Genomic DNA, 22818 nt, shown 5'->3' with positions numbered 1-22818 from the left:
CCCCGCGAAGCCCGCGGGCTTTTAGGTCTTGGAAGAAGCCTTTCCACGATGCGTTGGATTCCGCGGTGGCGACGTGCATGCCGAGCATTTCGCGGTACCCGTCGGCGTTGACCCCGGTGGCGAGCAGCACGCAGCATTTGACCACCCGGCCGCCTTCACGCACCTTGATTGTCAACGCGTCGCAGGACAGGTAGGCGTACCCGCCGGGGTCGAGTGGGCGGTTTCTTAAAGTCGGCGACCATCTCGTCGAGTTCTTCCGACATGCGCGAGACTTGGGATTTCGACAGGTTGGAAATGCCAAGGGTTGCCACCAGATCGTTCATCCTGCGGGTGGAGACCCCTTTGAGATAGCACGTCGCGATCACAGTCGATAGTGCCCGTTCAGCCCGTGAGCGGCGCTCTAACAGCCAGTCTGGGAAGAACGCGCCGTGGCGCAGCTTTGGCACTGCCACGTCGATGGTGCCGACACGGGTGTCGAGGTCGCGGTGGCGATACCCGTTGCGGTGGTTGACCCGCTCGGTGGAAGCGACGCCGTATTCGGCGCCGCAGACGGTGTCGGCCTGGGCGGAGAGGATCTGGTTGATAAACCCTTGCAGCATCTGGCGCATCAGATCAGGGGAGGCTTGGGCGAGCAGATCATCCAGATAGGTTGTCGGGTCGATAGAATGCGGTGCAGCGGTCATCGTCATGTGCCTTTCGGTGAGATGTGGTAGTTGAGTCGAAAGGTTACTGGCGGTGGCCGCCCCTACATTTTCCAGGGCCCACCATCAGCAAGCGTTACACCACACTAAGGGACGCAACCTCGCAAAAGCTGACAACAGCGTTTTGCGACCTGGTGAAACATCGAGCGAAAACAGGCCGGTCGTCAACTTCTACGAGAACACCCCAGCCGAAGCCCACCGTGCGGACTCCGCATTGCGGACAAACACCCCTGCGCCCATCATTGGTGCACACCCACGAATTGTACAAATCGACGAAACAACCCCGCCCACCCAAATCCCACCTGGGCAAACGTGGCAGCGCTGTCGATTCGTGCACAACCGGTACGCCGCACGTCGCCGCAGGGGCCCCTTAGCTGAGCAGCGGAGACCACCCCCCAGGCTGCCGGCGCCCCTGCGAATTCCGCCCTGCGGACTCCGCATTGCGGACAACCGCGGCCCCACAAACAATGGGTCTACACCCAGCAATCGAAGTAGGGGCTTCCGGTGCGCCAGCCCGCCGAGCTACAGCAATGGCCACTCGTCTTTGAGTCGGAAGTCCCGAACGCACCCGCTCAATGGGTCGGTGAACTCTAGACCGGTGCACCTGAGCAGCATCGGTACGGCGAAGTCCTCGTCGTCGGCGGGCAACAATGTGGGGTAGATGCGGTCGCCAAGAATTGGGGCGGCCTCCGCCATCATTTGCACGCGTAGCTGATGTGTGCGTCCGGTTTCTGGCTGCAAAACATACCGCCCTAGGGCGCCTGCAACCCCGTAGCGCCTCTGCAACGAGGCCTCCAGGCCAGGGTCGAGGCGGGAAACGCTGTCAACCACTGTCGCAGCGTTCGGTTCTGCGCCGGGCACCAGCCTCGCCGCGGGTTCGCCTGACTGTTTGGTGAGGTGGTGGTGCCAGGAGGTGGCCGGAGCGACGTCGTGAAGCAATGCGATTGCTTGGTACTCCTTGCGTACCTCGCGGCGCGCGAAAAGCTCCTGGTAGGCGCCGCGGATTTCGCGGCGTTTGGTTAGGAGAAGGAGCCCTGAGGTGGCTCGGTCGAGGCGGTGCGCGGGCGTGAGTTCTTCGTTCCCGGTGGCGCGCCGCAGTCGCACGGTCGCGGTTTCGGTGATGTGGGAGCCGCGGGGCATTGTGGCGATGAATGGCGGTTTGTCCACGACGAGAAGGTCGTCGTCCTCGAACACTGTGGTGATCTGGTGGGGGACGGGCTTTTCGGGGGCCGGGCGGCGGTAGAAGAACACGTCGGTGCCCGGTTCCAGCAGGTCATCCGCTGCAATGGGGGAGCCATCTCGCTTTACGACGAGACCTTCGGTGAACCTCGCCAGCACCCCATCCACGTTGTCCTCGGGGTGGCGGTGGCGTTGGGTGGACACCAGTTCCCAGATGAAGTCGGCGGCCGTGATGCCTGGGCCTTCTGGCACACGCGCGCGGGAGGCGCCGAGGCCGTCGCGGGGCGGCAGCGGCCCCGTCTTCTGAGTCTTCTTCCGTGCCATGCTGTGTAGTAGATTAGCCGCCATGGATTTTGGAGCATTGGTTGAACCGCTGGTGGCGTTCTTCTCGGACGGCATCGGCAAGACCATCATGGACGTTCTGAGCGTGATCTACCAGGTGCTGTTCCCCGCGAACGCGCCGGCGGCGACGCCGCAGGAACTGCCGCGCTAACCCCGCGGACGGCACTAGAATGGGGATATAACCAGCCGATCCTAGGAAAGGTTTGCACATGACCCAGGAAGATATCGTTGTTGTTGCCGTCGACGGCAGCCCCGCCTCCGACAATGCGGTCCGGTGGGCCGCAAATACGGCGATGAAGCGCAACATCCCGCTGCGGCTCGCGGCGGCCTACTCCATGCCGCAGTTCCTGTACGCGGAGGGCATGGTGCCGCCGCAGGAGGTCTTTGACGAGCTGCAGCGTGAGACCCTGCAGACCGTGGACCGCGCACGCGAGATCGCGCTCGAGGTTGCGCCGGACCTGCACATCGGTCACGCGGTCGCGGAGGGTTCCCCGATTGACATGCTGCTGGAGATGTCCAAGGAATCGACCATGGTGGTCATGGGCTCCCGCGGCCTGAGCGGAATCTCGGGCATGGTGCTCGGTTCCGTCTCCGGCGCCGTCGTCTCGCACGCGTCCTGCCCGGTCGTGGTCGTGCGCGAGGACAATGCGGTGACCGAGGCGAACAAGTACGGCCCCGTCGTGGTCGGCGTGGACGGCTCGGATGTGTCGCGGCGTGCTACCGAGGTGGCCTTCGAAGAGGCGGCCGCCCGCGGTGCTGAGCTGCACGCGGTGCACACCTGGGTGGACACCCAGATCCAAGGGCCGGGCGCAGGCTACGCGGTGTCTGAGGACCACTGGCAAGCTGTGCAGGCGGAGAAGGACGAGCTGCTGGGCACGTACCTGAACGAACTGGCAAAGCAGTACCCGGAAGTCGAGGTGAAGAAGACCATTACCCGCGACCGTCCGGTGCGTGCGCTGGCCAGCGCCGCGCAGGGCGCGCAGCTGCTGGTTACCGGTTCGCATGGCCGCGGCGGCTTCAAGGGTATGCTGCTGGGCTCGACCTCCCGTGCGCTGCTGCAGGAGGCACCGTGCCCCATGATGGTCGTGCGTACACAAGATTTGTAAGCGAATTGTTACGCAATTGCATGCGATGCGTTGCCCGCTCAATCCATAACTGGCGCATAATGGCTCCCGTACTGATGAAAAGTAATTAGAAGGGGTTGAAACACTATGGCACCTGCAATGGGTCTTATCGGTTGGATTGTTATTGGCGGTCTTGCCGGCTGGATCGGTTCGAAGATCCAGAACCGTGACGCACAGATGGGCATCGGCCTGAACATCGTGGTCGGCATTATCGGCGGTCTGCTTGGTGGCTGGCTGCTGTCCGTGTTCGGCGTGGATGTCGCTGGCGGCGGGCTGTTCTTCAGCTTCCTCACCTGCTTGCTCGGCGCGGTGATTTTGCTGTGGATCATCAATATGGTGACCAGCAAGCGTCGATAGGCAAAAGCGCGAAATCCCTCGGGTTGAACCCGGGGGATTTTTCGTGCCCGGTGGACTATACGTACCGGTTTGTCTATATTGATATGCGACCGACGCACGAAGGAGTTTTCCTTGGCCACCACCAGCAAGAAGAAGCCGGCGCAGCGGCGCCGCGACCGGCCGAGCCCGCGCCAGCGGCTGCTGGACGCTGCGACAAAACTGTTCACCGAAGAGGGCATCCGCGTCATCGGCATCGACCGGATCCTGCGCGAAGCGGACGTGGCCAAGGCCTCGCTGTACTCGCTGCTGGGCTCGAAGGACAACCTTGTCATCGCCTACCTGGAGCAGCTGGACGAGCAGTTCCGCGCCCGGTGGGGCGAGCGGGCCGCGAAGGCGCCGGACGCGGACGCGAAGATCCTCGCATTCTTCGACATGGCTATCGACGAAGAGCCGGACAAGGACTTCCGCGGTTCGCCCTTCCTCAACGCCGCGGGCGAATACCCGCGCCCCGAGGTGGAGTCGGAAGAGCGCATCATCGCGGCGTGCATGGCGCACCGCTCTTGGATGCACGAAACGATCACCGCGCTGTTGACGGAGAAGAACGGCTACGAGTCCTCCGCGCTGGCGGATGAGCTGCTGATCTTCCTCGACGGCGGGCTGTCCGGCGCGAGGATCCTGCACAGCGTCGAGCCGCTGCGCACCGCCCGCGCCCTGGCGGAGAACACGCTGGGCGCGCCGCCGCCGGATTACTCCATCTAGCGCGCCGGCGCTACGCTGAGCCGCATGACCACGGCCCACATGCACACGCAGCCGCGCCGCGTTACCGCTTCGCAGGTGATTGGCGAGTTGCTGCTCACGTTCGGCGTGTTACTGCTGTTGTTCGCGTTTTACGAGTCTTATTGGACAAACATCGCCTCGGCCAAAATGCAGGACGAGGTGCAGACCCGTCTGGAAGAGCAGTGGGTCAACCCCCGCCAGGCCAAGGCCACGGAGCTGGGCGACGCGTTCGCGCGCATGTACATCCCGGCGTTCGGCCAGGACTACCAGTTCGCCATCGTCGAGGGCGTCCAGGAGCACCAGCTGCTCACCGGCCCGGGCCGCTACCCGGGCACTCAGATGCCGGGCGAGGACGGCAACTTCGCCGTGGCCGGGCACCGCGTGGGCAAGGGCGCCCCGTTCAACGACTTAGGTGCGCTGAAGGCTTGCGACGCCATCGTGGTGGAAACGCAGACCGAGTGGGTGACCTACCGCGTGCTGCCGATGTCGCTAGACCCGGGGGAGCGCCGCAGGGAAGGCATCGATTGCCTGCCCGGCGAGCTCAACGAACGCATCGCGGCAGGCGACTACGCGCAGGTCAAAGGCCGCGAGATCACGCTGCCGGGTGACATTGAGGTGGTCAACCCCATCCCGGGCAACCGCTCGACGAAGGTGGAGCCGGGCATGGAGGGCCTGATCACGCTGACCACGTGCCATCCGCAGTTCTCCAACGCGGAGCGCATGATCATCCACGCGGTGCGCACGGAGGTGCAGCCGAAGGACCCGTCGGGCGCGCTGCCGCCCGCCATGAAAGCCAAGAAAGAGGTGCGATAGCGATGTATGCGGCACTGTGGCGCAAGCTTCCCGGCCCCGCTCCGGTGAAGTGGCTGCTCACCCTGATCATTCTGGTGGGCGTGTTTTTCCTGCTCATGGAGGTTGTTTACCCGTGGGTGTCGTCGATGATGCCCTACAACGACGTCGCGGTGTAACCCCTTAGAGCCAGCGCGGCACCGGCGGCGCCCAGGCGCGCAGTTTGGCCAGGAGTTCCTGCGGGTCGTCGGCGACGACCATGTGCGCGCGGTCTGTGCGCCGCATGAAGCCCTGCTCCACCATGTGGTCGATCATCGCCACCAGCGGCGCCCAGAACTCGCTGCCCAACAGCCCGATCGGTTTGTTGTGCAGGCCGAGTTGTTGGCTGGTCCATTCCTCGAACAGCTCGTCCAGGGTGCCGGCGCCGCCGGGTAGGGCCACGATGGCGTCGGCAAGCTCGCTCATGCGGGCCTTGCGCTCGGACATGGTAGTCACCACCTCGAGGCGCTCGAGGCCTTCGTACTGTAGCTCGTAGTTGACCAGGTGTTCAGTGAGGATGCCAATGCTTGTCGACGCCCCCTCGGCCACCTCGCCCATCAGCCCCAATTTGGACCCGCCGTAGACCAAGGTGATGTCGGCCTCCGCCAACGCCTCGCCGAATGACCTGGCCAACGCGGCGTTGTTGGGGTTGGTGCCCTCGCGCGCCCCGGCGTAGACCGCGATGGCTTCGATCTCGCGGGACTTCAGCGCCGGGAAGATCTCGCCGCGCAGCAGCGGCGCGAGCTCGGCGTCGGGGGCCGTGGGGTCGATCCAGCGGGCCTCGGCGATCTCCGCTGCCGGCGCGGGGGACAGGCCGGCGCCGGGGTGCAAAAACACTGTCGAGGTGACGGTGCAGCCCGGCTCGTTGGAGGCCGGCGCGCTGAACTGGCCCAGGTAGCTCAGATCTTCCGCGTCGACGTCCAGGCCAACCTCCTCCCGGGTCTCGCGCAGCGCGGTGTCCACCAGCGTCTCGCCGGGCTCCGGCTTGCCGCCCGGCAGCTGGAAGCGCGGGCTGGTGTGTTTGCGCACGCACAGCACGCGGCCCTGCTCGTCGGTGAACACGATGGCGGCTACGGAGATCATCACGGGAGTATTCACAGGGCCAGGTTAGCGATTACTTCCTTCGCCACCGTTTCGGCCTTGACAGACTCGTGCTGGTTAGTGAACACCGCCACCGCGGTAGCGCCTTTGGCCACGGCGTACGCTGCGCCGATGCGGCCGGGCACATCGCCGCCGCCGTGGCGGCCGCCGTCCCACCCGCCGGGCAGCGCCGCCGGCTGGGTCAGGTCCACCGGGGCGACGAAGTCCACCACGGCGCGGGCGTCTTCCACGGAGTCCATGTGGCGCACCAGCACGGTCAGCTGCGGCTCCTCGGGGTAGGACCAGAACTGGCAGGCTGGCGGGTCGAAGCGAGTGTCCGTGCCCACGCCGGTGACACGCTGGCCGTTGGTCTGCGCCACCCACTCGGTGTCCAGGTAGGGGCACTCGGTCCAGCTATCGCGCGGGGTGTCGGGGAGTGCCTCTACTGGTAGAGCTGGTTCGGGTGCGGGGGCGGCCGGAGGGTCGTCGATAGGCGAAGGCTCCTGCGAACACCCGGCGAGGGCGAGCACGAACAGGGCGGTGGGTACTCTCAGACGCATGAGCTCCAGATTAGTGCTGTTGGAGCAGCATCCCGGAAAGACCGCGGACTACCGGGCGCTCGATTTGGGCATCACGGTGCTGGCGGTGTGCCTCATGCTCGTCTCCTTCGGTGCGCTCGCGCGTATGCCGCTCAATAGCGCGCTGCTGCACATTGTGATGACCGCGGCGTTCGCGTTTCTGCTGTTCTACGGCATGGTGGAGATGTACCGCTGGGGCGCGTGGGGGCGGGTGGCCTGGATGCTGGGGGCGACGGCGGTGTGGGTGGCGGACATGACCGTCTCGCCGGTGGCCGTGTACTGGGTGTTCGTGCTGTTTTTCGTGGCGCTGCGCGCCTTTGACAACTGGGTCGGCTACGCGTGGGTGGTGGCGTGCTTGGGTATTGCGATTGGCATGCAGATCCCCGCCGGCCTCACCCTCGGCGGGATCATGGGCCCGGCGCTGTCCGCGGTGGTTGTGGTGGCGATTTCGTACGCGTTCGACACCATCACCCGCGTGAGCCGCGAGAGGCAGCAGCTTATCGACGAACTGCTGGCCACACGCGACCGCCTCGCCGACACCGAACGCGCCGCCGGCGTGGCCCAAGAGCGCGAACGCCTCGCGCACGAGCTGCACGACACGGTGGCGCAGAACCTGTCGTCGATCCAGATGCTGCTGCACTCGGCGGAGCAGGACGTGCGGGCAAGCGGGCTGCCGGAGGGGGTTGCGCAAGTGCCGCTGAGGAAGATGGAGACGGCGCGCCGGGCGGCGTCGAATAACCTGGCGGAAACCCGCGCGATGATCGCCGCGCTCGCGCCGGCGCCGCTGACCGAGTCCTCGCTGCGCGACGCGCTGGCGCGGGTGGCCGGGGACTTCGGCGAGGCCGGCGGCCTGGACATCGGGGTGGAAGTCGACGGCGAGGCCGTCCCGCTGCCCATGCGGGTGGAGGCCGGGCTGCTGCGCATCGCCCAGGGCGCGGTGTCCAACGTGGTCAACCACGCCGAGGCGAGTGCCGCCCGCATCACCCTGACCTACGCGCCGGAGGAAGTGCGCCTGGACGTGGTGGACAACGGCCGCGGCTTCGACGTGGACGCGCAGGGGCTCAAACCCAGCGGGCTGGGCCACCTGGGGCTGGACGCGATGCGCTCGCGCGCCGCGGAGCTGGGCGGAAAGTTGGAGATTGAGTCCGCCCCCGGCGGGCCGACGGCGCTGACCGTGGCCGTGCCGGTTAGGATCAACCAAAAGACTGACCTTGACTCTAACGAGGAGACCGACGTTGATCCGGGTACTGCTGGCTGACGACCACGAGATTGTCCGCCTCGGCCTGCGCTCCGTTTTGGAAGCCGCCGAGGACATCAAAGTGGTGGCCGAGGTAGCCACCGCCGAAGGGGCGATCGCCACCGCGCAGGCCGGCGGCATCGACGTCATCCTCATGGACCTGCGATTCGGTGCCGGCGCGGAAGGCCAGCGCGTGACCACCGGCGCGCAGGCCACCGCCGCGATTCGGGCCAACATGTCCAACCCGCCCAAGGTGCTGGTGGTGACCAACTACGACACGGACGCGGACATCCTCGGCGCCATCGAAGCCGGCGCCGTGGGCTACCTGCTCAAAGACGCGCCGCCGGAGGAACTCGTGGCAGCCGTGCGCTCCACTGCCCGCGGCGACGCCACCATGTCCCCCGTCGTGCGCAACCGGCTCGAATCCAGGGAACGCACCCCGCGCTCCTCGCTCACCCCGCGTGAGCTGGAAGTGCTCCAGCTAGTCGCGGCCGGTTCCTCCAACCGCGAAATCGGCCGCCAGCTCATGCTCTCGGAGGCGACCGTGAAATCCCACCTCGTGCACATCTACGACAAGCTGGGCGTGCGCTCGCGCACCTCCGCCGTGGCGTCCGCGCGCGAGCAAGGCGTGCTGTAGCGCGCTACTTCGATAGCTTGGCGTGCACCTCTGCCGCCAGCTTGTTCAGGTCCTCGTCGATGGAGTTGTGCGCCAGGCGGCGCTGCTCCGGGTTGGCGTGCTCGGCGTTGCGCACGGCCTGCTCCAGCTCGTCGAGACGCACGCGCGCGTCGCCCTTGAAGCCCTCGCCGAGGTTGTCGGTCTGGTTGATGTTCTGCCGGACGGCGTCGATACGCGCCTTGAGCTCGGCGCCGCGGCCGGAGTGGCGCGCGAGATCCTGCGATGTCAGGCCCAGACCGGCGGCGCGGTTGTTCACCTGACCCTGCTGGAACGAGGTCAGCGCCTTGTACACCAGCGGCAGCAGCACCGGCACCAGGATGCGCGCGGCGGAGACCCACTGCTTCGCCTTCTTCTGCGTCACGCCGGACTCCTGGATGCGCTTCAGGTGCGCCTTGGCCAGGTCCTTTTCGTGCTTCTGCTTGCGCTTCAGGCCCTTCTTCTCTTCCTTGAGCAGGCGCTTTTCCGCCTTGTCCAGGAGCTTGGCCACGCGCTCGTCGGCCTTCGCCTCCTGCTTGGCCAGCTGGCGCGCATGCGTCTGCGCCGCCTTGACCTCGGCCTTCGTCTTCGCGCGGGACTTGCGGATGGCCTCGAAAACACCCATGGTTTGCTCTCCTCTAATCGTTCGCTCTAACGCCCATACACTGTACCTTCCGGGGCACTACCCCTGCGCAGGTATCGTTTGAGGCATTGTGAGTAACGAACCTGTGCGCGCCTCGGACCTCGTGGGCTGCCGCTTCCGCCAGCGGCAGCGCCGCGCGCACCCGGACGTACCCGAATTGCCTGAGGCGATGCTGCGCCAGCCGCAGATCGACGCCGCCCGCGCCGCCGTGTTCGACCTGCTGCCCGTCAAGCGCGCGGTGGGCGACGGCGCTGGCAAGGCGTTCGTGCGGGTGGACATTGACCCCGGGTCGGATCGTGTCGCGGCCACGCAGGATGCTTTTCGACGCCGCGCGCACCTGATCACCAACGCCACCCTGACCGGCGCGGTAGAGGGCGTGGACGCGGAAGCCGACGTGGACATCCTCGTGCGCACGGACGCCGGGTACCTGCCCGTGGTGATTTCCAACCACCGCGTTGCCCGCTCGCACCCGAGCGCCGAGCTGGAGATGATCCCCACAGGCAGGCTCGGGCTGGGCAAGCCGCTTTCGGTGGGGGCGAAGGCGCGCCACCACACTGTGGACGGCTACCGCGTCACGTTGGCGCACCTGCTGCTCGGCGAGCGTGCGGACGGCCGCGGGGCGGTCGTCGGCCAGGACCGCACGCGCGCGTACCTGTGCGACCCGTCGCGCCACATCGAGCCGCTCGTGGGGGCGCTGCTGGCGCCGCTGCCGACCGAGCCCAAGCGCCTGAAACAGTGCGCCACCTGCCGTTTCTGGCCGCTGTGCGAGCCGCGTCTGGTTGAGCTCGACGACATCTCGCTGCTGCTTCCGGGCGGCCGCGGCGACGTGTGGCGCGAGCGCGGCATCCATACGGTACAGCAGCTTATCGACGAAGCTCCGCCCGAACCCGCCGCCCTGGCCCGCGCCTGGCGCGCAGGCATCCCCGTGCTGCGGCGCCCCGGTTTCGCGCCCGCGCCCCGCGCCGACGTGGAGGTCGACGTGGATATGGAGGCCTACCTGGACCAGGGGGCCTACCTGTGGGGCACGTTCGACGGCGCCGACTACCGCGCGTTTGTCACCTGGGACGATGTCGGCGGCGACGCCGAGGAGGAGAACTTCGCCGCGTTCTGGTCCTGGCTGATGGCGCGCCGGGCTTCCGCTCACACCGAGGGCAAGAGCTTCCGCGCCTACTGCTACGCCGCGGGCGGGGAGAACCACTGGCTGCGCTCCTCCGCGAAGCGGTTCGGCTCGGTGGACGAGGCCGAGGTGGCCGCGTTCATCGCCTCCGACGAGTGGGTGGACGTGTTCGCGCACGTGCGCCGATCGCTAGTGGGCACCGACGGGCTGGGGCTGAAGGCGCTGGGCCCGGTCGTGGGCTTTGAGTGGGAGGACGACGACGTCGACGGCGAGCGCTCCGTCGCGCTGCGCCGCGCCGCCCGGTTCGGGGACCAGGCCGCCCGCGACATGCTGCTGCGCTACAACGAGGACGACTGCCGAGCCACCCGCGCCGTGCGCGACTTCCTCGCCGCCGGCGCGCCGGGCGTGCCGGAGTTCGGCGCGGTGTAGCGGCCCTACCGCTCCGCCTTCCAAAGCGCCACGGCCACCAGCGCTAGTGCAGTGAGCATCGCGGCGAGCACCGCGACGAACCCGGCCCACGGCAGCCCCTCGTAGGCCCAGCCGGTCGCCGCCCCCAGGATCGACGAGCCCATGTAGTAGCAGAACACGTACATGCTGGACGCTTCCGCGCGGTCGTGCTCGGCGATGAGTCCGACCCAGCCGGAGGCCGTCGAGTGGAGCGCGAAGAAGCTCGCCGTGAACACGAGCAGTCCGGCGAGCGCGACCCACAGGCTGGGTGCGGCCACGGCGAGCGCGCCCGCCAGCATCAGCAGCGCGGAGGCGAGCACCACCAGGCCGCGGCCGTAGCGCTTGGAGAATGCGCCGGCCCGCGCGCTCGACCAGGTGCCGGACAGGTACACCACGTACACCAGGCCCGACAGCGCGGCGGGCAGCCCGTAGTCCAGCACCGCGCGGAAGCCGAAGAAGTTGTACATGGAGACGAACACACCCATGGCGATAAATGCGGTGGCGTACAGCCCCACCAGCCGTGGGTTTTTCAGGTGGCCCAGCATCGCGCGCACCTCCACGCTGGGGCGTATCGACGCCTTCGGCACAAAATTGCGCTGCTCTGGCAACGCCCACGCCGCCAGCGCCGCCAGCGTGAAGGCAACCATGGCGCTGCCGAACATGGCCCAGCGCCAGGAGGTGACCTCCAGAAGCCCGGCCGGGATAAGGCGCCCGCTCAAGCCACCGATGGAGTTACCGGCGATGTACAGGCCCATCGCGCCGGGCAGATCGTTCGGGTCCAGTTCTTCAGACAGCCAGGTCATGGCTACCGCAGGGGTGCCGGCGATGAGCGCGCCCTGCACTGCGCGAAGGGCGATGAGCTGCCCCGCGGTCTGCGCCAGCGGAAGGGCGAGGCCGAGCGCGGTCGCGCCGAGCGCCGAGACCACCAGCACGCGCCCGCGCCCGTACTTCTCCGACAGGATCGAGGCGGGCACCACGCACAGCGCCAGGGCGCCGGTGGCAGCGGAGACGGTCAGGGCAGCGGTGGACGGACTCACCTCCAGCTCGGTGGTGAGGGTGGGCAGCAGCGCCTGGGTTGCGTACAAGGCGTTGAAGATGGCTAGCCCGAACGCGAGCATGGCCCACGTTGCGCGACGATATTCCGGGCTGCCTTTCTGCATGCACACCATGCTAGGAAAAGCGCAACGATTTTTTGCCGGAACGGTTGCTAGATAAGGCAAGCCTAACCTAGTATGGGTTGTGAGTTCGCAGGGACTCGACGTATCACAGGGAAAACCAGCGCCCGCCCTTCCGTTTCCGGAAGTGGCGGGCGCTGGTGGTTAGGGGAGGGCGGAGCCGTCGTTAAGCGGATGCCTTTGCGTAGCGCTCGTTGACGTCGTCCCAGTTGACAACGTTCCACCAAGCCTCGACGTAGTCAGCCTTGACGTTCTTGTACTGCAGGTAGAACGCGTGCTCCCACATATCCAGCATGAGCACCGGGGTGAAGTCCACGGAGACGTTGCCCTGCTGGTCGGTCAGCTGCTGGATGATCAGGCGGCCAGCGATGTGGTCGTAGCCCAGCACTGCCCAGCCGGAGCCCTGCAGGCCGGTGGCGACGCCAGCGAACTGCTTCTTGAAGGCCTCGAAGGAACCGAAGTCGCGGTCGATGGCCTCAGCGATCTCGCCGGTCGGGTTGCCGCCAGCGTTCGGTGCCATGTTCTTCCAAAAGATGGAGTGGTTGGTGTGGCCACCCAGGTTGAACGCCAGGTTCTTGGACAGGGCGCGCAGGCGGTCCGGGTTCGCCTCACCGTTGCGCTCAGCCTCGAGGGCCTCGAGCGCGGCGTTTGCGCCAGCGACGTAGGTCGCGTGGTGCTTGTCGTGGTGCAGCGTCATAATCTCGGCGGAGATGTGCGGCTCCAGCGCGTCGTATGCGTAGGGGAGATCGGGAAGCTCGTAAACAGCCATGATTGATTCCTTTCGTCTGCGAATCAGTTGCGGGCCCCATGGTAGAGAAAATTTGGGAACAGTGTTGTGGCCGAAGTCGTTGTGTAGGGCATGGGATTTCTTTTCGCACCATCGCCAAAGCTTGTCGACGTCAGCTCCGCCCTCCCCGGCCGCCCCGAGCCTGTTCTGGCGAACCCGCGCGAGCACGCGGTGCTGGGCACGCCCACCACGGGGCCGTGGCGCGACGGCCAGAAACGCGTGCTGGTGGGCATCGGCTGCTTCTGGGGAGCGGAGAAGATGTTCTGGCAGCTCGACGGCGTGAACTCCACCTCTGTGGGCTACGCCGGCGGGATTACCCCGAACCCGACGTACCGCGAGGTGTGCTCCGGGCAGACCAACCACCTCGAGGCGGTGGAGGTGGTCTACGACCCGGAAGTGATCACGCTGAAAGAAATTGTGAAGGCCGCCCTGGAGGCGCACGACCCGACGCAGGGCTACCGCCAAGGCAACGACGTGGGCACGCAGTACCGCTCCGCCTTCTACACCGACACTGAGGACGAAGCGGAGCAGATCCGCGGGTGGATCCGCCAGTATGAGCAGGACCTGCAAAGCGCCGGCTACGGCGACATCACCACCGAAGTGAAGTCGGTGGAGAAAGACGGAGTGAAGTATTACCTGGCGGAGGAGGAGCACCAGCAGTACCTGCACAAGGTGCCGAACGGCTACTGCCCGCACCACTCCACCGGCGTGGCCTGCGGGATCTAGCTAGTAGCCGTGCTTTGAGGGGAACCCGTTTTTGGGCATGCGGGTTTTCGTGGCGTCGTTGTGGATCCAGCGCGCCACCCGCACCAGCTCGGGGCGGGAAAGCGCCTGCGGGCCGGCGTCGTCGCCCGCGCCGTGGATGACCGCGTTCCAGTAGGCGACGGTTTCGTCGTGGTAGTTGTGCCCGTGGGGTGAGGGGTAGTCCTTCGACGGCAGCTGGTCGATGCCGATCTGCCAGTACGTCACCAGCGGCATCCACCGCATCGTGTCCAGCGCGTCCAAGTGCTGCGCACGCGGGGCGGGCTCGCCGCGCGAGCCGGGCTCTTTCAGCCAGTCCGGCGCCTTCCACGCCAGGGACGGCTCCCACCACACCACCGGGTCGGAGGCGTGCTGGGCGAAGACGAACCGGGGTTCTACCCAGGTGTTGGCGTAGGAATGGCCGCGGAAATCGTGGCGCAGGTGGGCAGGGTGGGCGGTGAAGCGGACGTGGCGGCCGCCGTCGATAAGCGGGAGGCGCTGCGGGGAGCCCTTCTCGCGGTGACGGGTGAGGTAGCTGTGGTTGCTGGCGAAGCCGGGCGTGCCCGTGAACACGCCGCCTGAGGTTTGCTCAAGGAACTCCTCGACGGTCTCGAACGCGTCCGACACGCCGTACGCGCCCAGCGACTCGCCGCCGACGTAGAGCTTCGGGCGCTTTTCGGGGTCGAGTTGTTCCAGCTCGCGGCGGATCGCCTCGATGAGCACGCGCGAGGAGTTCACCGGGTTCTTGCGGTCCGCCAAATAGGAATACGCCGAGGGCAGGTAGGAGTACTGCATGGCCACCACCGCGGAGTCGCCGCGGGTGACAAACTCGAAGCCCGAGGTGTGAAAGTCGTTGATCCAGCCCGTGCCCGCCGCCGACATCACCGCGATGTGGCTGCGCTCGAACGCGCCGGTGCGGCGCATCTCCTCGACCGCGACGGCGGCCATTTCCTCGAAGTCCGGGGCATCGTCGCGCTCGGTGTCCAGGCCGACGAAGATGCGGATCGGCTCCATCGCCTCGCCGTCAACGAGGCGCTCGATGTCCTCCTTGCGGGGGCCGCCGGCCACCACCGCGCGGCCCTGGCGGCCCATCGTGTTCCAGTCCACCAGCGACTCCGGCGAACCGGAACGCTCAGGCCGCTTCGGCTGGTCCGCCCCGCGCATGAACTCGCGGTCCAGCTCCTGCGCCTGGCGGCTCACGCGCACCGCGAAGCGGCGCACCACCATCTGGTCGCCAACCAGAATCAGCAGCGCGCCGCCGCCCGCGATCGCCAGCGGCCACGACGCCACCGGCGGCAGCTTCTTGCCCAGCAGCTCGTTGATCGCGTCGATGAACGTCTGGATCGCATCGCCGACAAGCAGCACCACGCCGTAGCCCAGCGTGCCCACCGTGATGCCGAGGATCTGCGGGCTGACCTTGAACTTCTCGTCGCTTTCCACCAGCTTTTCCTGGTGAGCGCGGCGGTGCAGCGACGTGACAAACACGCCGGCGGTCACACCCGTCATGGCCAGGCGCACCGGGCCGGGAAGCAAGCTCTGCGGTTCGTCGGAGCGGACGGGGCGGAGGGCCTGCGAAGCTACCGTCGCAAAGCCATGGCCCAGGCCCTGCAACACACCGACGTTCGCGGCAGTCGCCCACCAGCTGTGAGGCAGCAGCGACGGCGACACCGCACCCCACGTCGCCACCTCAGCCCCCGCAAGCCCCGCGCGGAAACTCGGAGGCAAGCGCCGCAGACCACCCATGCGCACGCCCGGGGAGATGTCAGCCAGCACCTCCAACACGCCCATCGGCAACGCCAGCACACCGTCGCGCTTGACGGAATAGCGCGAACGCGCGCGTTGCAGCGCGTCCGGCAGCTGATCTAAAGCGGTGCGGGCTTTGACGAGGAAATTGGAAGGCACGGAAGCGATTGTTCCAAAAATGTTCCGGTCGCGGGGGCTGCTGCGCGCGGGTAGCCTCGCAGCCGTGAGCGAGAAGATGCCCAAGATTGTTGCGCACCGCGGATTCTCCGGACACCACCCCGAGCTGACGCGCCGGGCGTTCGAAGAAGCTTTGAAGCTGCCCATCCACGGCATCGAATGCGACGTGCGCCTCAGCCGCGACGGGCGCGTGGTGGTCTTCCACGACGCGTCGGTCAACCGCACCACCGACGGCCGCGGCCGCGTGGACTGCCTGGACTTCTCGGCGTTGCGGGAGCTCAACTGCGGCACCAAAGACGAGCCGCAGCAGATCATGTGCCTGGAAGAACTGCTCGAACTCATGCAGGACTACCCGGACAAGCACATCTACATCGAAACGAAGCACCCCACCATCTACGGGCCCGAGGTGGACGAGCAGACCTTGCGAACGTTGCGCTACGCCGGGCTGCACGAATCCGAAAACGTGCACGTGATCTCCTTTTCCCACCGCGCCGTGCGCTACTTCACCGAAATGGCGCCCGAGCTGGAAACCTTCTACCTGTTCCGCCTGAAAGAGATGCGGTGGAACCGCAAGAGCCGCATGCTCTCCCGCCCCTACGGCGTCGGGCCTGCGCTGCAGCACCTGCAACTGCGCCAAGAGCTGCTGGGCTACCGGGGGTTGCGCACCTACACCTGGACCGTGAATACCCCGCGCCAAATGCGCTGGTGCGCCGACAACGGCGTCGACGTCATCGCCACCGACCTGCCGGACGTCGCTTTGGCCGCGTACGGGCAGGTGCCGGCCGCGGCGGTGGCGGGGTAGGGAGGAAATATGACTGGAATCATCGCGCACCGCGGCTTCAACGGCCTGTACCCGGAAAACACCCTTCGCTCCTTCGAGGAGGCGCTCAAGCTGGACATCGCCGGCATCGAGTGCGACGTAAACCTGACGGCAGACGGACAGGTGGTGGTCATCCACGACTTGACCGTAGACCGCACCTCTGACGGCTCTGGCGAGGTGGCGCAGATGCCTCTCGACGAGCTCCGCCAACTCAACATCGGCACCGAGGACGATCCGCAGCAGATCATGCTGTTGGACGAGCTGTTGACTTTGCTGAATCAGTATCCCGGCAAGCACATTCTCATTGAGACGAAGCACCCGTCGCCGTTCGGCGGGGTGCTGGAAGAGGCCGTGGCCGACGTGCTGCGCTCCCGAGGCATGGAACGTGATCCGCGCGTCCACCTGATCTCTTTCAACCCGGAGGCGGTCGAACGTTTCCAGCGTCTCTTGCCGGAACTTGAGACGTTTCTGCTTGTTGAGGAGGCATTCGAACCAGTGGGTGCTTGCGGCGCCGGGCCGAGCGTACGCATGGCGAAGGCCCACCCCGAGCTGCTCGGCGGAGAATTCCGCACCTACGTGTGGACCGTGAATCTGCCTAAGGACATGATCTGGCTGCAGCAACACGGCGCGTCGCTGATCGGCACCGACCTGCCGCATATCGCGTTAGAGACCTTGGCGTAGCGTTCGCGGCCGTAGCGTGGCCGGTACGATTGCGCGCATGGTGCAACGCAAGCCGAAAAAGAAGAAGAACCGCGAGGACCTGCCCGAGGGCATGTCCCGCCGCGAGGCCAAGCTGGCCGCCCGCGCAGCCGAGCGCGAGAAGCTGCAGAAGGACCCCCGCCCGTTCGGCGGCCTGGCCGCAGAGGCCGACCTGGTCGCGCTGCAGGAGTTCGTGCCGTCCGCCGTGGCTAAGTTTGACATCAAGGGCACCCCGGTGAACATCGTCACCGTGCTGCCGGGAGCCGGCGCCGCGCTGGTGCGCGAGGAGTCCGAGGGCGGCGAGCGCTTCGTTGCCCTGCAGGTCACCTCCCACTCCCAGAACCCGGGCCGCGACCTCGCGTACGCCCTGAACTGGGTCGTCGATGCGGCGCCGGGCGAGACGCTGCAGTCCACCGTCGCCGATGGTTCGCAGCCGGAGCTCGCTTCGCTTATCGACACCTCCGTGGTGCCCGACATCACCACCTACGACGATTTTGCCTGGTGGTTCCCCGAAGGTGCCGCCGTTCCGCCGCAGATCCAGCAGGCGCTACAGCAGGCCAACGACGCTGTCCTGCCGTCCGAGAAGGTCGGCGTGGACCTGCCGGGCGCGATCTGGTGGGTCAACCCTGGCGGCGGCAAGGCGCACATCCGTTGGGTGCGCACCGAGGACAACGAGGCGCAGATGCTCTCCGCGCTGGCCCGCATCGCTGCCCGCGGCGAGCTGAACCTGGGCGAAGGCACCAAGTTCGCCGGCGCCTTCCGCACCCACGGCCTGGTCGTGCCGGTGTTCGACCTCGACCCGTCCGTGGACGCAGGCTCCTACGAGGAGGCGCTGGCCGCGCTGAACAGGCAGATCGAGGCCGAGTACAGCAACGACGCCGCGTTGACCGCCGACGAGCGCAAGCAGCTGGACAACATCAGGTCCCGTCAGGTGACCATCTAGCGCGTGCGTGATTCTTGAACGCCCCGGGTGACTGCTTTCTTTGCGCAGGCTGAGAATGTAGCGCCAAACGGGGCGGCCAGGATTGTGCTGTTGTCGCACGATATTGGTGTTTGTGACGCGCACGATCCGTTGGCGCAACGTTCTCTTTAATACAACTCTCAGTTAACTGTGCGTTCATGGACGGGGCTTACGGTGCTCCCCATGAGTACGACAATTCCGGCAATCTCCGTGGAGCCAGAGGTCTCCGCGGAGTACGCGGCATCCCGTCGGAAAGGCCGCCGGAAGATTGACTGGCGCCAGGTAGGCCTGGCCACGCTGTTGGTCGGCCCAAACCTCCTGTTGTTGATTCTGTTCACCTACCGCCCTTTGGTGGACAACATCCGCATCTCTTTCTACAACTGGAACATCTCCTCCCCGTCGATGACGTGGGTCGGGCTGCAGAACTACATCGACTGGTTCCAAGCCCCGGAGACCAAGACCATCGTCTGGAACACACTGATTTTTACGTTCTTCGCAGTGGCGGGATCGATGGTGATCGGGCTTGCGCTCGCGGTGCTGCTGGACCAGAAGCTGTTCGGACGTGCGGCGGTGCGTTCCATGGTGTTCGCCCCGTATGTCATCGCAGGCGCAGCCATCGGTGTGGCTTTCCAGTTTGTGTTCGATCCCCGCTACGGATTGATCCAGTACTTCCTCAACCTTCTTCACATTCCGGTGCCGAATTTCTACCAGAACTCCGGTTGGGCGCTGTTCATGATCACGGCGACCTACATCTGGAAGAACGTCGGCTACGTCTTTGTCATCTACTTGGCTGCGCTGCAGGGGCGCCGGCACGACCTTGATGAGGCGGCGGAGATTGACGGCACGTCCGCGTCGCGGCACTTCTTTCGGGTTGTGCTGCCGCAGCTGCGAGGCACCACGTTCTTCCTCCTTATCACAGTGCTGCTTAGTTCGTTCCAGGTCTTCGATGTCATCAACGCGATGACTAGGGGCGGTCCATTCACCTATGGCACAACGACGATGGTGTTCCAGGTCTATACGGAAACCTTCGTGAACGGCCGCGCAGGTTACGGCGCTGCGGTAGCCACGATCATGTTCCTCGTCGTCCTGATTATCACCGTGCTCCAAATCAAGCTGCAGGAGAGGTTGGACAAGTAGATGTCGACGCAGTTCTCAGCTGAATCCAGCAAGTCCGCGAAGCCGGCGCAGCAGCGCCCGGCGGCGATAGTGCGCGATGAGGATTCCTTGCCGCCGGTGCCCGGCAGCCAGGGGTCTAGCGAACCTGTGATCACCGATGCGCAGCGCAAGCGTAAAGGCGCGCCAGCCGAAGCTAGCTCAAAAGGCATGAAGTTTTTGGGGTATGCCGCTTTGGTGCTCACGGTGCTCATGATCTTGGTGCCGCTGTACTTCATCGTGATCACCTCGTTTAAGACCTACCAGGATGTCTACTCGGATCCGATCACGTTCTGGCCCAACCCTCTGGTGCCGGAAAACTACGCGCGTGTGTGGGAGACGTCTGGGTTCCCGCAGTATCTGCGCAACTCCATCGGCATCACCCTCATCCTTACCGTGATCAAGGTCGTCCTCGGGGTGCTGTCGGCTTACGCTTTCGCGTTTCTGCGATTCCCGGGGCGAAATCTGCTCTTCCTTCTGGTGATCGCTGCGCTGATGGTGCCCAACCAGATCACCATCATTTCCAACTACGCCCTGGCTGCCTCGCTGGGGTGGCGCGACACCTGGACCGGTGTCATCGTCCCTCTGGCTGGTGTGGCGTTCGGCTGTTTCCTCATGCGCAACCACTTCCAGTCCCTGCCAGCCGAGATTATGGAAGCAGCAGAAATGGACGGCGCCGGCTTTTTCACCCGGCTGTTCAAGGTGGTCCTGCCGATGTCTTGGCCGACTCTGTCGGCGTTCCTGCTCATTACTGTCGTCAACGAGTGGAACGAGTACCTCTGGCCGTTCCTCATCACTGACACTCCGGCCGCAGCCACGCTGCCAGTCGGCCTGACCCGGCTGCAGGACGCGGAAGGCTTGACCAACTGGGCGCCGGTGATGGCTGGCACGGTGCTGACCACGCTTCCCATGATCATCGTGTTCATCCTCCTGCAGAAGCAGATGATCAAGGGCCTCACCGCGGGCGCCGTCAAGGGCTGACCCGCTTCAAACTCCCCGTACCAATTCAAGAATGGAGAACCCCATGTCCACCAGTTCCCTGACGAAGCGTCTCGGCGCCGCAGCTCTTGCTGCTCTGACCGCTGTTTCCCTCACTGCTTGCGCAGGCGGGTCTACCAGCGATGGCGGCAACGGAGGCGGAAACGCTGCAGGCGACGAGAACAAGATTGTCTTCTGGTCCAACCACCCGGGTAAGTCCCGTGATCTGGAGCAGGAGCTCATCGACGCGTTTGAGAAGGAAAACCCGGACCTTTCCGTCGAGCTGGTCGACGGTGGTGCCAACTACGAGGAGTTGGCGCAGAAGTTCAACGCCGCGCTTGCTGGCAATGACCTGCCGGACGTCATCGTCGCTTCGGACGTGACCTGGTTCAATTTTGCGCTGAACGACGCCACGACCCCACTGGACGAGCTGTGGGAGTCCGAAAACATCGACTCCGATTCCTACGTGGATACCCTGCGCGACGACTACCTCTACGACGGGAAGCACTACGGCGTGCCCTACTCCCGCTCCACCAACCTCATGTACTGGAACACCGACGACCTGGCTGCTGCGGGTCTGCCGACGGATCGTGGCCCGGAGACCTGGCAGGAGTTCGATGAGTGGGCGGGCAAACTCAAGGAAAAGACCGGCCACCCGGCGCTGACCATTCCGGATGGCTCCAGCTACCTTGACTGGTACTTCCAGGGCATGGTGTGGGCGTTCGGTGGCGCATACTCCAATGAGTGGGAGCCGACGTTCTCCGACCCGAAGACCATCGAGGCCGCGAAGTTCCTCCAGGACCAGGTGCAGAAGGGCCACATTGAGATCAGCACCGACCCAACTGTTGCTTTCGGCAACGGCAATGCATCGGCGCTGCTGGAGTCCACTGGCTCCCTCGGCGGCCTGAAAGACTCCGCGACCATCCCGTTCATCACCACCTACCTGCCGGGCCCCGGCCCGTCCGCGGCCACCGGCGGCGCTGGCTTGGCCGTGCCGAACGGGATCTCGGATGCCCGCAAGAAGAACGCGGTGAAGTTCATCGACTTCATCACCAACACCGAGAACACGATCAAGTTCTCGCAGAAGACCGGGTACATGCCGGTGCGTAAGGACGCGCTGGAGAACCCGGAGGAGCGCAAGTTCCTGGACGAGAATCCGAACGCCGAGACCGCAATCAAGCAGCTGAACGAAAACACGAAGCCGCAGGACTACGCGCGTGTGTTCGTTCCGGGTGGCGGCAAGCGTATCGGCGGAGCACTGGACAAGATCACCGTTGGTGGCCAGGACGTGGAAAAGGTCTTCGCTGACCTGGACACCGAAACCCAGCAGGTCATCGACCGCGACATCGCTCCGAAGCTGGATAAGTAGCCCGGGCTGGCTCGAGCACGAAAAGGAGTCGCACATGGCACCAGTTGAATTCCGTCAAGCGTCCCGCATCTACGACCCGTCACGCCCACCTGCGGTTAGCCGCATCAGCCTAGACATCGCCGACGGCGAGTTCCTCGTTCTCGTCGGTCCGTCCGGCTGCGGCAAGTCGACCACGCTGCGCATGCTCGCTGGGCTGGAACCGGTGGATGAAGGCCAGATCTTCATCGACGGCGTAGACGTGACCGAGACGCGGCCGCGCGACCGAGACGTTGCCATGGTGTTCCAGTCCTACGCGCTCTACCCAAACATGACGGCCCGCCAGAACATGGCCTTCGCGTTGGAAAACGCGAAGGTGGATAAGGCGACCATCAAGGAGCGGGTGGACTTCGCGGCGAAGATGCTCGAGCTGGAAGACCTCATGGACAAGAAGCCGGCCGCTATGTCCGGTGGCCAGCGTCAGCGCGTCGCAATGGGCCGCGCCATCGTGCGGGAACCCAAGGTCTTTCTCATGGACGAGCCGCTGTCCAACCTGGACGCCAAGCTGCGCGTGTCCACCCGTGCGCAGATTCTGCAGCTACAGCGCAAGCTGGGTACAACCACGGTCTACGTCACCCACGACCAGACTGAGGCGATGACCATGGGCGACCGCGTCTGTGTGCTGAAGAAAGGCATTCTCCAACAGGTGGACACTCCGGCGAACCTGTACAGCAATCCGGGCAACACGTTTGTGGCGTCGTTCATCGGCTCGCCCGCGATGACGCTGATTGAGAACGTGCCTTTCATCGATGGCCACGTCGTTGGCGGCAAGGGCCACGCCATGGACTACTTCATCCCCCGCGAGCTAGCAGCCAAGGTGGAGTCCGAGCGCGTGATCGTCGGTGTGCGCCCGGAGAACTGGGAGATCGTGGGTGTGAACCAGCCCGGCCAACACTACGGTCTGCCGGTTCAGGTAGACATCGTTGAGCATCTCGGCTCTGACCTATACGTCTACGGGCACCGTCAGGAGCAGGCCGACGAAGTGATCGCGGTCCGCGGCGACCGAATCACGGTGAAGGTGCCCCGCGGCATCGATGTCGATCACGGTGACACCATCTACCTGCGCCCGATGGAAGGCGGCGTCGTCTTCTTCGACCCGGAGACCGAGATCAACTACGACTACCTGTAGAAGCTGAACC

The 22818-nt window shown here is 65.5% G+C and carries 24 protein-coding genes and 1 pseudogene; 17 read left to right on the top strand and 8 right to left on the bottom strand.

Going from position 1 to position 22818, the window contains the following annotated elements:
* Positions 1–683, bottom strand: a pseudogene (locus MHX64_RS05480) (IS256 family transposase); the annotation flags it as partial.
* A gap of 540 nt (positions 684–1223) precedes the next feature.
* On the bottom strand, positions 1224–2204 hold the full coding sequence (locus tag MHX64_RS05475; RefSeq protein ID WP_239356151.1) for a pseudouridine synthase: 981 nt from the start codon (positions 2202–2204) through the stop codon (positions 1224–1226).
* 22 nt (positions 2205–2226) lie between these two features.
* On the opposite strand from MHX64_RS05475, the gene MHX64_RS05470 reads away from it, so the two are divergent.
* From MHX64_RS05470 to MHX64_RS05445, 6 genes are all read left to right on the top strand, one after another.
* The gene (locus MHX64_RS05470) at positions 2227–2373 is read left to right on the top strand and encodes a hypothetical protein (protein ID WP_181889288.1); all 147 of its coding nucleotides are present in this window, start codon (positions 2227–2229) and stop codon (positions 2371–2373) included.
* Positions 2374–2431: 58 nt separating this feature from the next.
* Positions 2432–3328 carry a universal stress protein gene (locus MHX64_RS05465; protein WP_239356150.1) on the top strand — a complete coding sequence of 299 codons (897 nt, stop codon included), beginning with the start codon at positions 2432–2434 and terminating at the stop codon, positions 3326–3328.
* Between the two features lie 105 nt (positions 3329–3433).
* Positions 3434–3703: a GlsB/YeaQ/YmgE family stress response membrane protein gene (locus MHX64_RS05460; RefSeq protein ID WP_239356149.1), complete on the top strand. Its 270-nt coding sequence runs from the start codon at positions 3434–3436 to the stop codon at positions 3701–3703.
* Positions 3704–3814: 111 nt separating this feature from the next.
* Positions 3815–4441 carry a TetR/AcrR family transcriptional regulator gene (locus MHX64_RS05455; RefSeq protein WP_070475886.1) on the top strand — a complete coding sequence of 209 codons (627 nt, stop codon included), beginning with the start codon at positions 3815–3817 and terminating at the stop codon, positions 4439–4441.
* A 24-nt stretch (positions 4442–4465) separates the two neighbouring features.
* Complete coding sequence (locus MHX64_RS05450; protein ID WP_181889285.1) at positions 4466–5272, top strand: class E sortase; 807 nt, start codon at positions 4466–4468, stop codon at positions 5270–5272.
* Positions 5273–5274: 2 nt separating this feature from the next.
* A complete protein-coding gene (locus MHX64_RS05445) occupies positions 5275–5427 on the top strand; it encodes a hypothetical protein (protein WP_035000279.1) in 153 nt (50 codons plus the stop codon).
* 4 nt (positions 5428–5431) lie between these two features.
* Here the strand turns inward: MHX64_RS05445 and MHX64_RS05440 are convergent, their stop codons facing one another.
* Together MHX64_RS05440 and MHX64_RS05435 are read right to left on the bottom strand one after the other, a co-directional pair.
* Complete coding sequence (locus tag MHX64_RS05440; RefSeq protein WP_239356147.1) at positions 5432–6385, bottom strand: TIGR00730 family Rossman fold protein; 954 nt, start codon at positions 6383–6385, stop codon at positions 5432–5434.
* Positions 6382–6927, bottom strand: a complete 546-nt coding sequence (locus MHX64_RS05435; protein ID WP_239356146.1) for a DUF2020 domain-containing protein — start codon at positions 6925–6927, stop codon at positions 6382–6384. Before MHX64_RS05435 ends, MHX64_RS05440 begins: the two co-directional genes overlap by 4 nt.
* Between MHX64_RS05435 and MHX64_RS05430 the strand changes: the two genes are divergently transcribed.
* Together MHX64_RS05430 and MHX64_RS05425 are read left to right on the top strand one after the other, a co-directional pair.
* Positions 6926–8203, top strand: a complete 1278-nt coding sequence (locus MHX64_RS05430) for a sensor histidine kinase (RefSeq protein ID WP_239356145.1) — start codon at positions 6926–6928, stop codon at positions 8201–8203. The genes MHX64_RS05435 and MHX64_RS05430 overlap by 2 nt on opposite strands.
* Positions 8181–8819, top strand: a complete 639-nt coding sequence (locus MHX64_RS05425; RefSeq protein WP_239356144.1) for a response regulator transcription factor — start codon at positions 8181–8183, stop codon at positions 8817–8819. Before MHX64_RS05430 ends, MHX64_RS05425 begins: the two co-directional genes overlap by 23 nt.
* Positions 8820–8823: 4 nt before the next feature.
* On the opposite strand, the gene MHX64_RS05420 is transcribed toward MHX64_RS05425, so the two are convergent.
* On the bottom strand, positions 8824–9459 hold the full coding sequence (locus MHX64_RS05420; RefSeq protein WP_239356143.1) for a DUF6474 family protein: 636 nt from the start codon (positions 9457–9459) through the stop codon (positions 8824–8826).
* 88 nt (positions 9460–9547) lie between these two features.
* Here MHX64_RS05420 and MHX64_RS05415 point away from each other — a divergent pair, with 88 nt between their 5' ends.
* A complete protein-coding gene (locus tag MHX64_RS05415; RefSeq protein WP_239356142.1) occupies positions 9548–11023 on the top strand; it encodes a TM0106 family RecB-like putative nuclease in 1476 nt (491 codons plus the stop codon).
* A 5-nt stretch (positions 11024–11028) separates the two neighbouring features.
* Here MHX64_RS05415 and MHX64_RS05410 read toward each other — a convergent pair whose 3' ends face one another.
* Positions 11029–12201, bottom strand: coding sequence for an MFS transporter (locus tag MHX64_RS05410; protein WP_239356141.1), 1173 nt, complete (start codon positions 12199–12201; stop codon positions 11029–11031).
* 181 nt (positions 12202–12382) lie between these two features.
* The gene (locus MHX64_RS05405; RefSeq protein ID WP_239356140.1) at positions 12383–12985 is read right to left on the bottom strand and encodes a superoxide dismutase; all 603 of its coding nucleotides are present in this window, start codon (positions 12983–12985) and stop codon (positions 12383–12385) included.
* A 90-nt stretch (positions 12986–13075) separates the two neighbouring features.
* Here MHX64_RS05405 and msrA point away from each other — a divergent pair, with 90 nt between their 5' ends.
* Entirely contained in the window at positions 13076–13729 is a 654-nt protein-coding gene (gene msrA, locus MHX64_RS05400; RefSeq protein WP_239356139.1) for a peptide-methionine (S)-S-oxide reductase MsrA, read from the top strand.
* Here msrA and MHX64_RS05395 read toward each other — a convergent pair whose 3' ends face one another.
* A complete protein-coding gene (locus MHX64_RS05395; RefSeq protein ID WP_239356138.1) occupies positions 13730–15646 on the bottom strand; it encodes an alpha/beta-hydrolase family protein in 1917 nt (638 codons plus the stop codon). It lies immediately after the preceding gene.
* Positions 15647–15710: 64 nt separating this feature from the next.
* Here MHX64_RS05395 and MHX64_RS05390 point away from each other — a divergent pair, with 64 nt between their 5' ends.
* The 7 genes from MHX64_RS05390 (at position 15711) to MHX64_RS05360 (ending at position 22808) form a co-directional block, all read left to right on the top strand.
* Positions 15711–16466, top strand: a complete 756-nt coding sequence (locus tag MHX64_RS05390) for a glycerophosphodiester phosphodiesterase family protein (protein WP_338025182.1) — start codon at positions 15711–15713, stop codon at positions 16464–16466.
* 9 nt (positions 16467–16475) lie between these two features.
* On the top strand, positions 16476–17165 hold the full coding sequence (locus MHX64_RS05385; RefSeq protein ID WP_181889276.1) for a glycerophosphodiester phosphodiesterase family protein: 690 nt from the start codon (positions 16476–16478) through the stop codon (positions 17163–17165).
* 37 nt (positions 17166–17202) lie between these two features.
* On the top strand, positions 17203–18126 hold the full coding sequence (locus tag MHX64_RS05380) for a DUF5926 family protein (protein WP_181889275.1): 924 nt from the start codon (positions 17203–17205) through the stop codon (positions 18124–18126).
* A 201-nt stretch (positions 18127–18327) separates the two neighbouring features.
* The gene (locus MHX64_RS05375) at positions 18328–19281 is read left to right on the top strand and encodes a carbohydrate ABC transporter permease (RefSeq protein WP_239356137.1); all 954 of its coding nucleotides are present in this window, start codon (positions 18328–18330) and stop codon (positions 19279–19281) included.
* 186 nt (positions 19282–19467) lie between these two features.
* Positions 19468–20277, top strand: coding sequence for a carbohydrate ABC transporter permease (locus MHX64_RS05370; protein WP_239306192.1), 810 nt, complete (start codon positions 19468–19470; stop codon positions 20275–20277).
* 43 nt (positions 20278–20320) lie between these two features.
* The gene (locus tag MHX64_RS05365; RefSeq protein ID WP_181889272.1) at positions 20321–21643 is read left to right on the top strand and encodes an ABC transporter substrate-binding protein; all 1323 of its coding nucleotides are present in this window, start codon (positions 20321–20323) and stop codon (positions 21641–21643) included.
* A 34-nt stretch (positions 21644–21677) separates the two neighbouring features.
* The gene (locus MHX64_RS05360; RefSeq protein ID WP_181889271.1) at positions 21678–22808 is read left to right on the top strand and encodes an ABC transporter ATP-binding protein; all 1131 of its coding nucleotides are present in this window, start codon (positions 21678–21680) and stop codon (positions 22806–22808) included.
* The last annotated feature ends 10 nt before the right edge of the window (positions 22809–22818 follow it).

Source organism: Corynebacterium sp. ACRPZ (assembly GCF_022346205.1).
In the GTDB taxonomy this organism is placed as follows: domain Bacteria; phylum Actinomycetota; class Actinomycetes; order Mycobacteriales; family Mycobacteriaceae; genus Corynebacterium; species Corynebacterium lehmanniae.
Note: the sequence above shows the minus strand (reverse complement) of the source record. Positions and strands in the feature narration are given on the sequence as shown.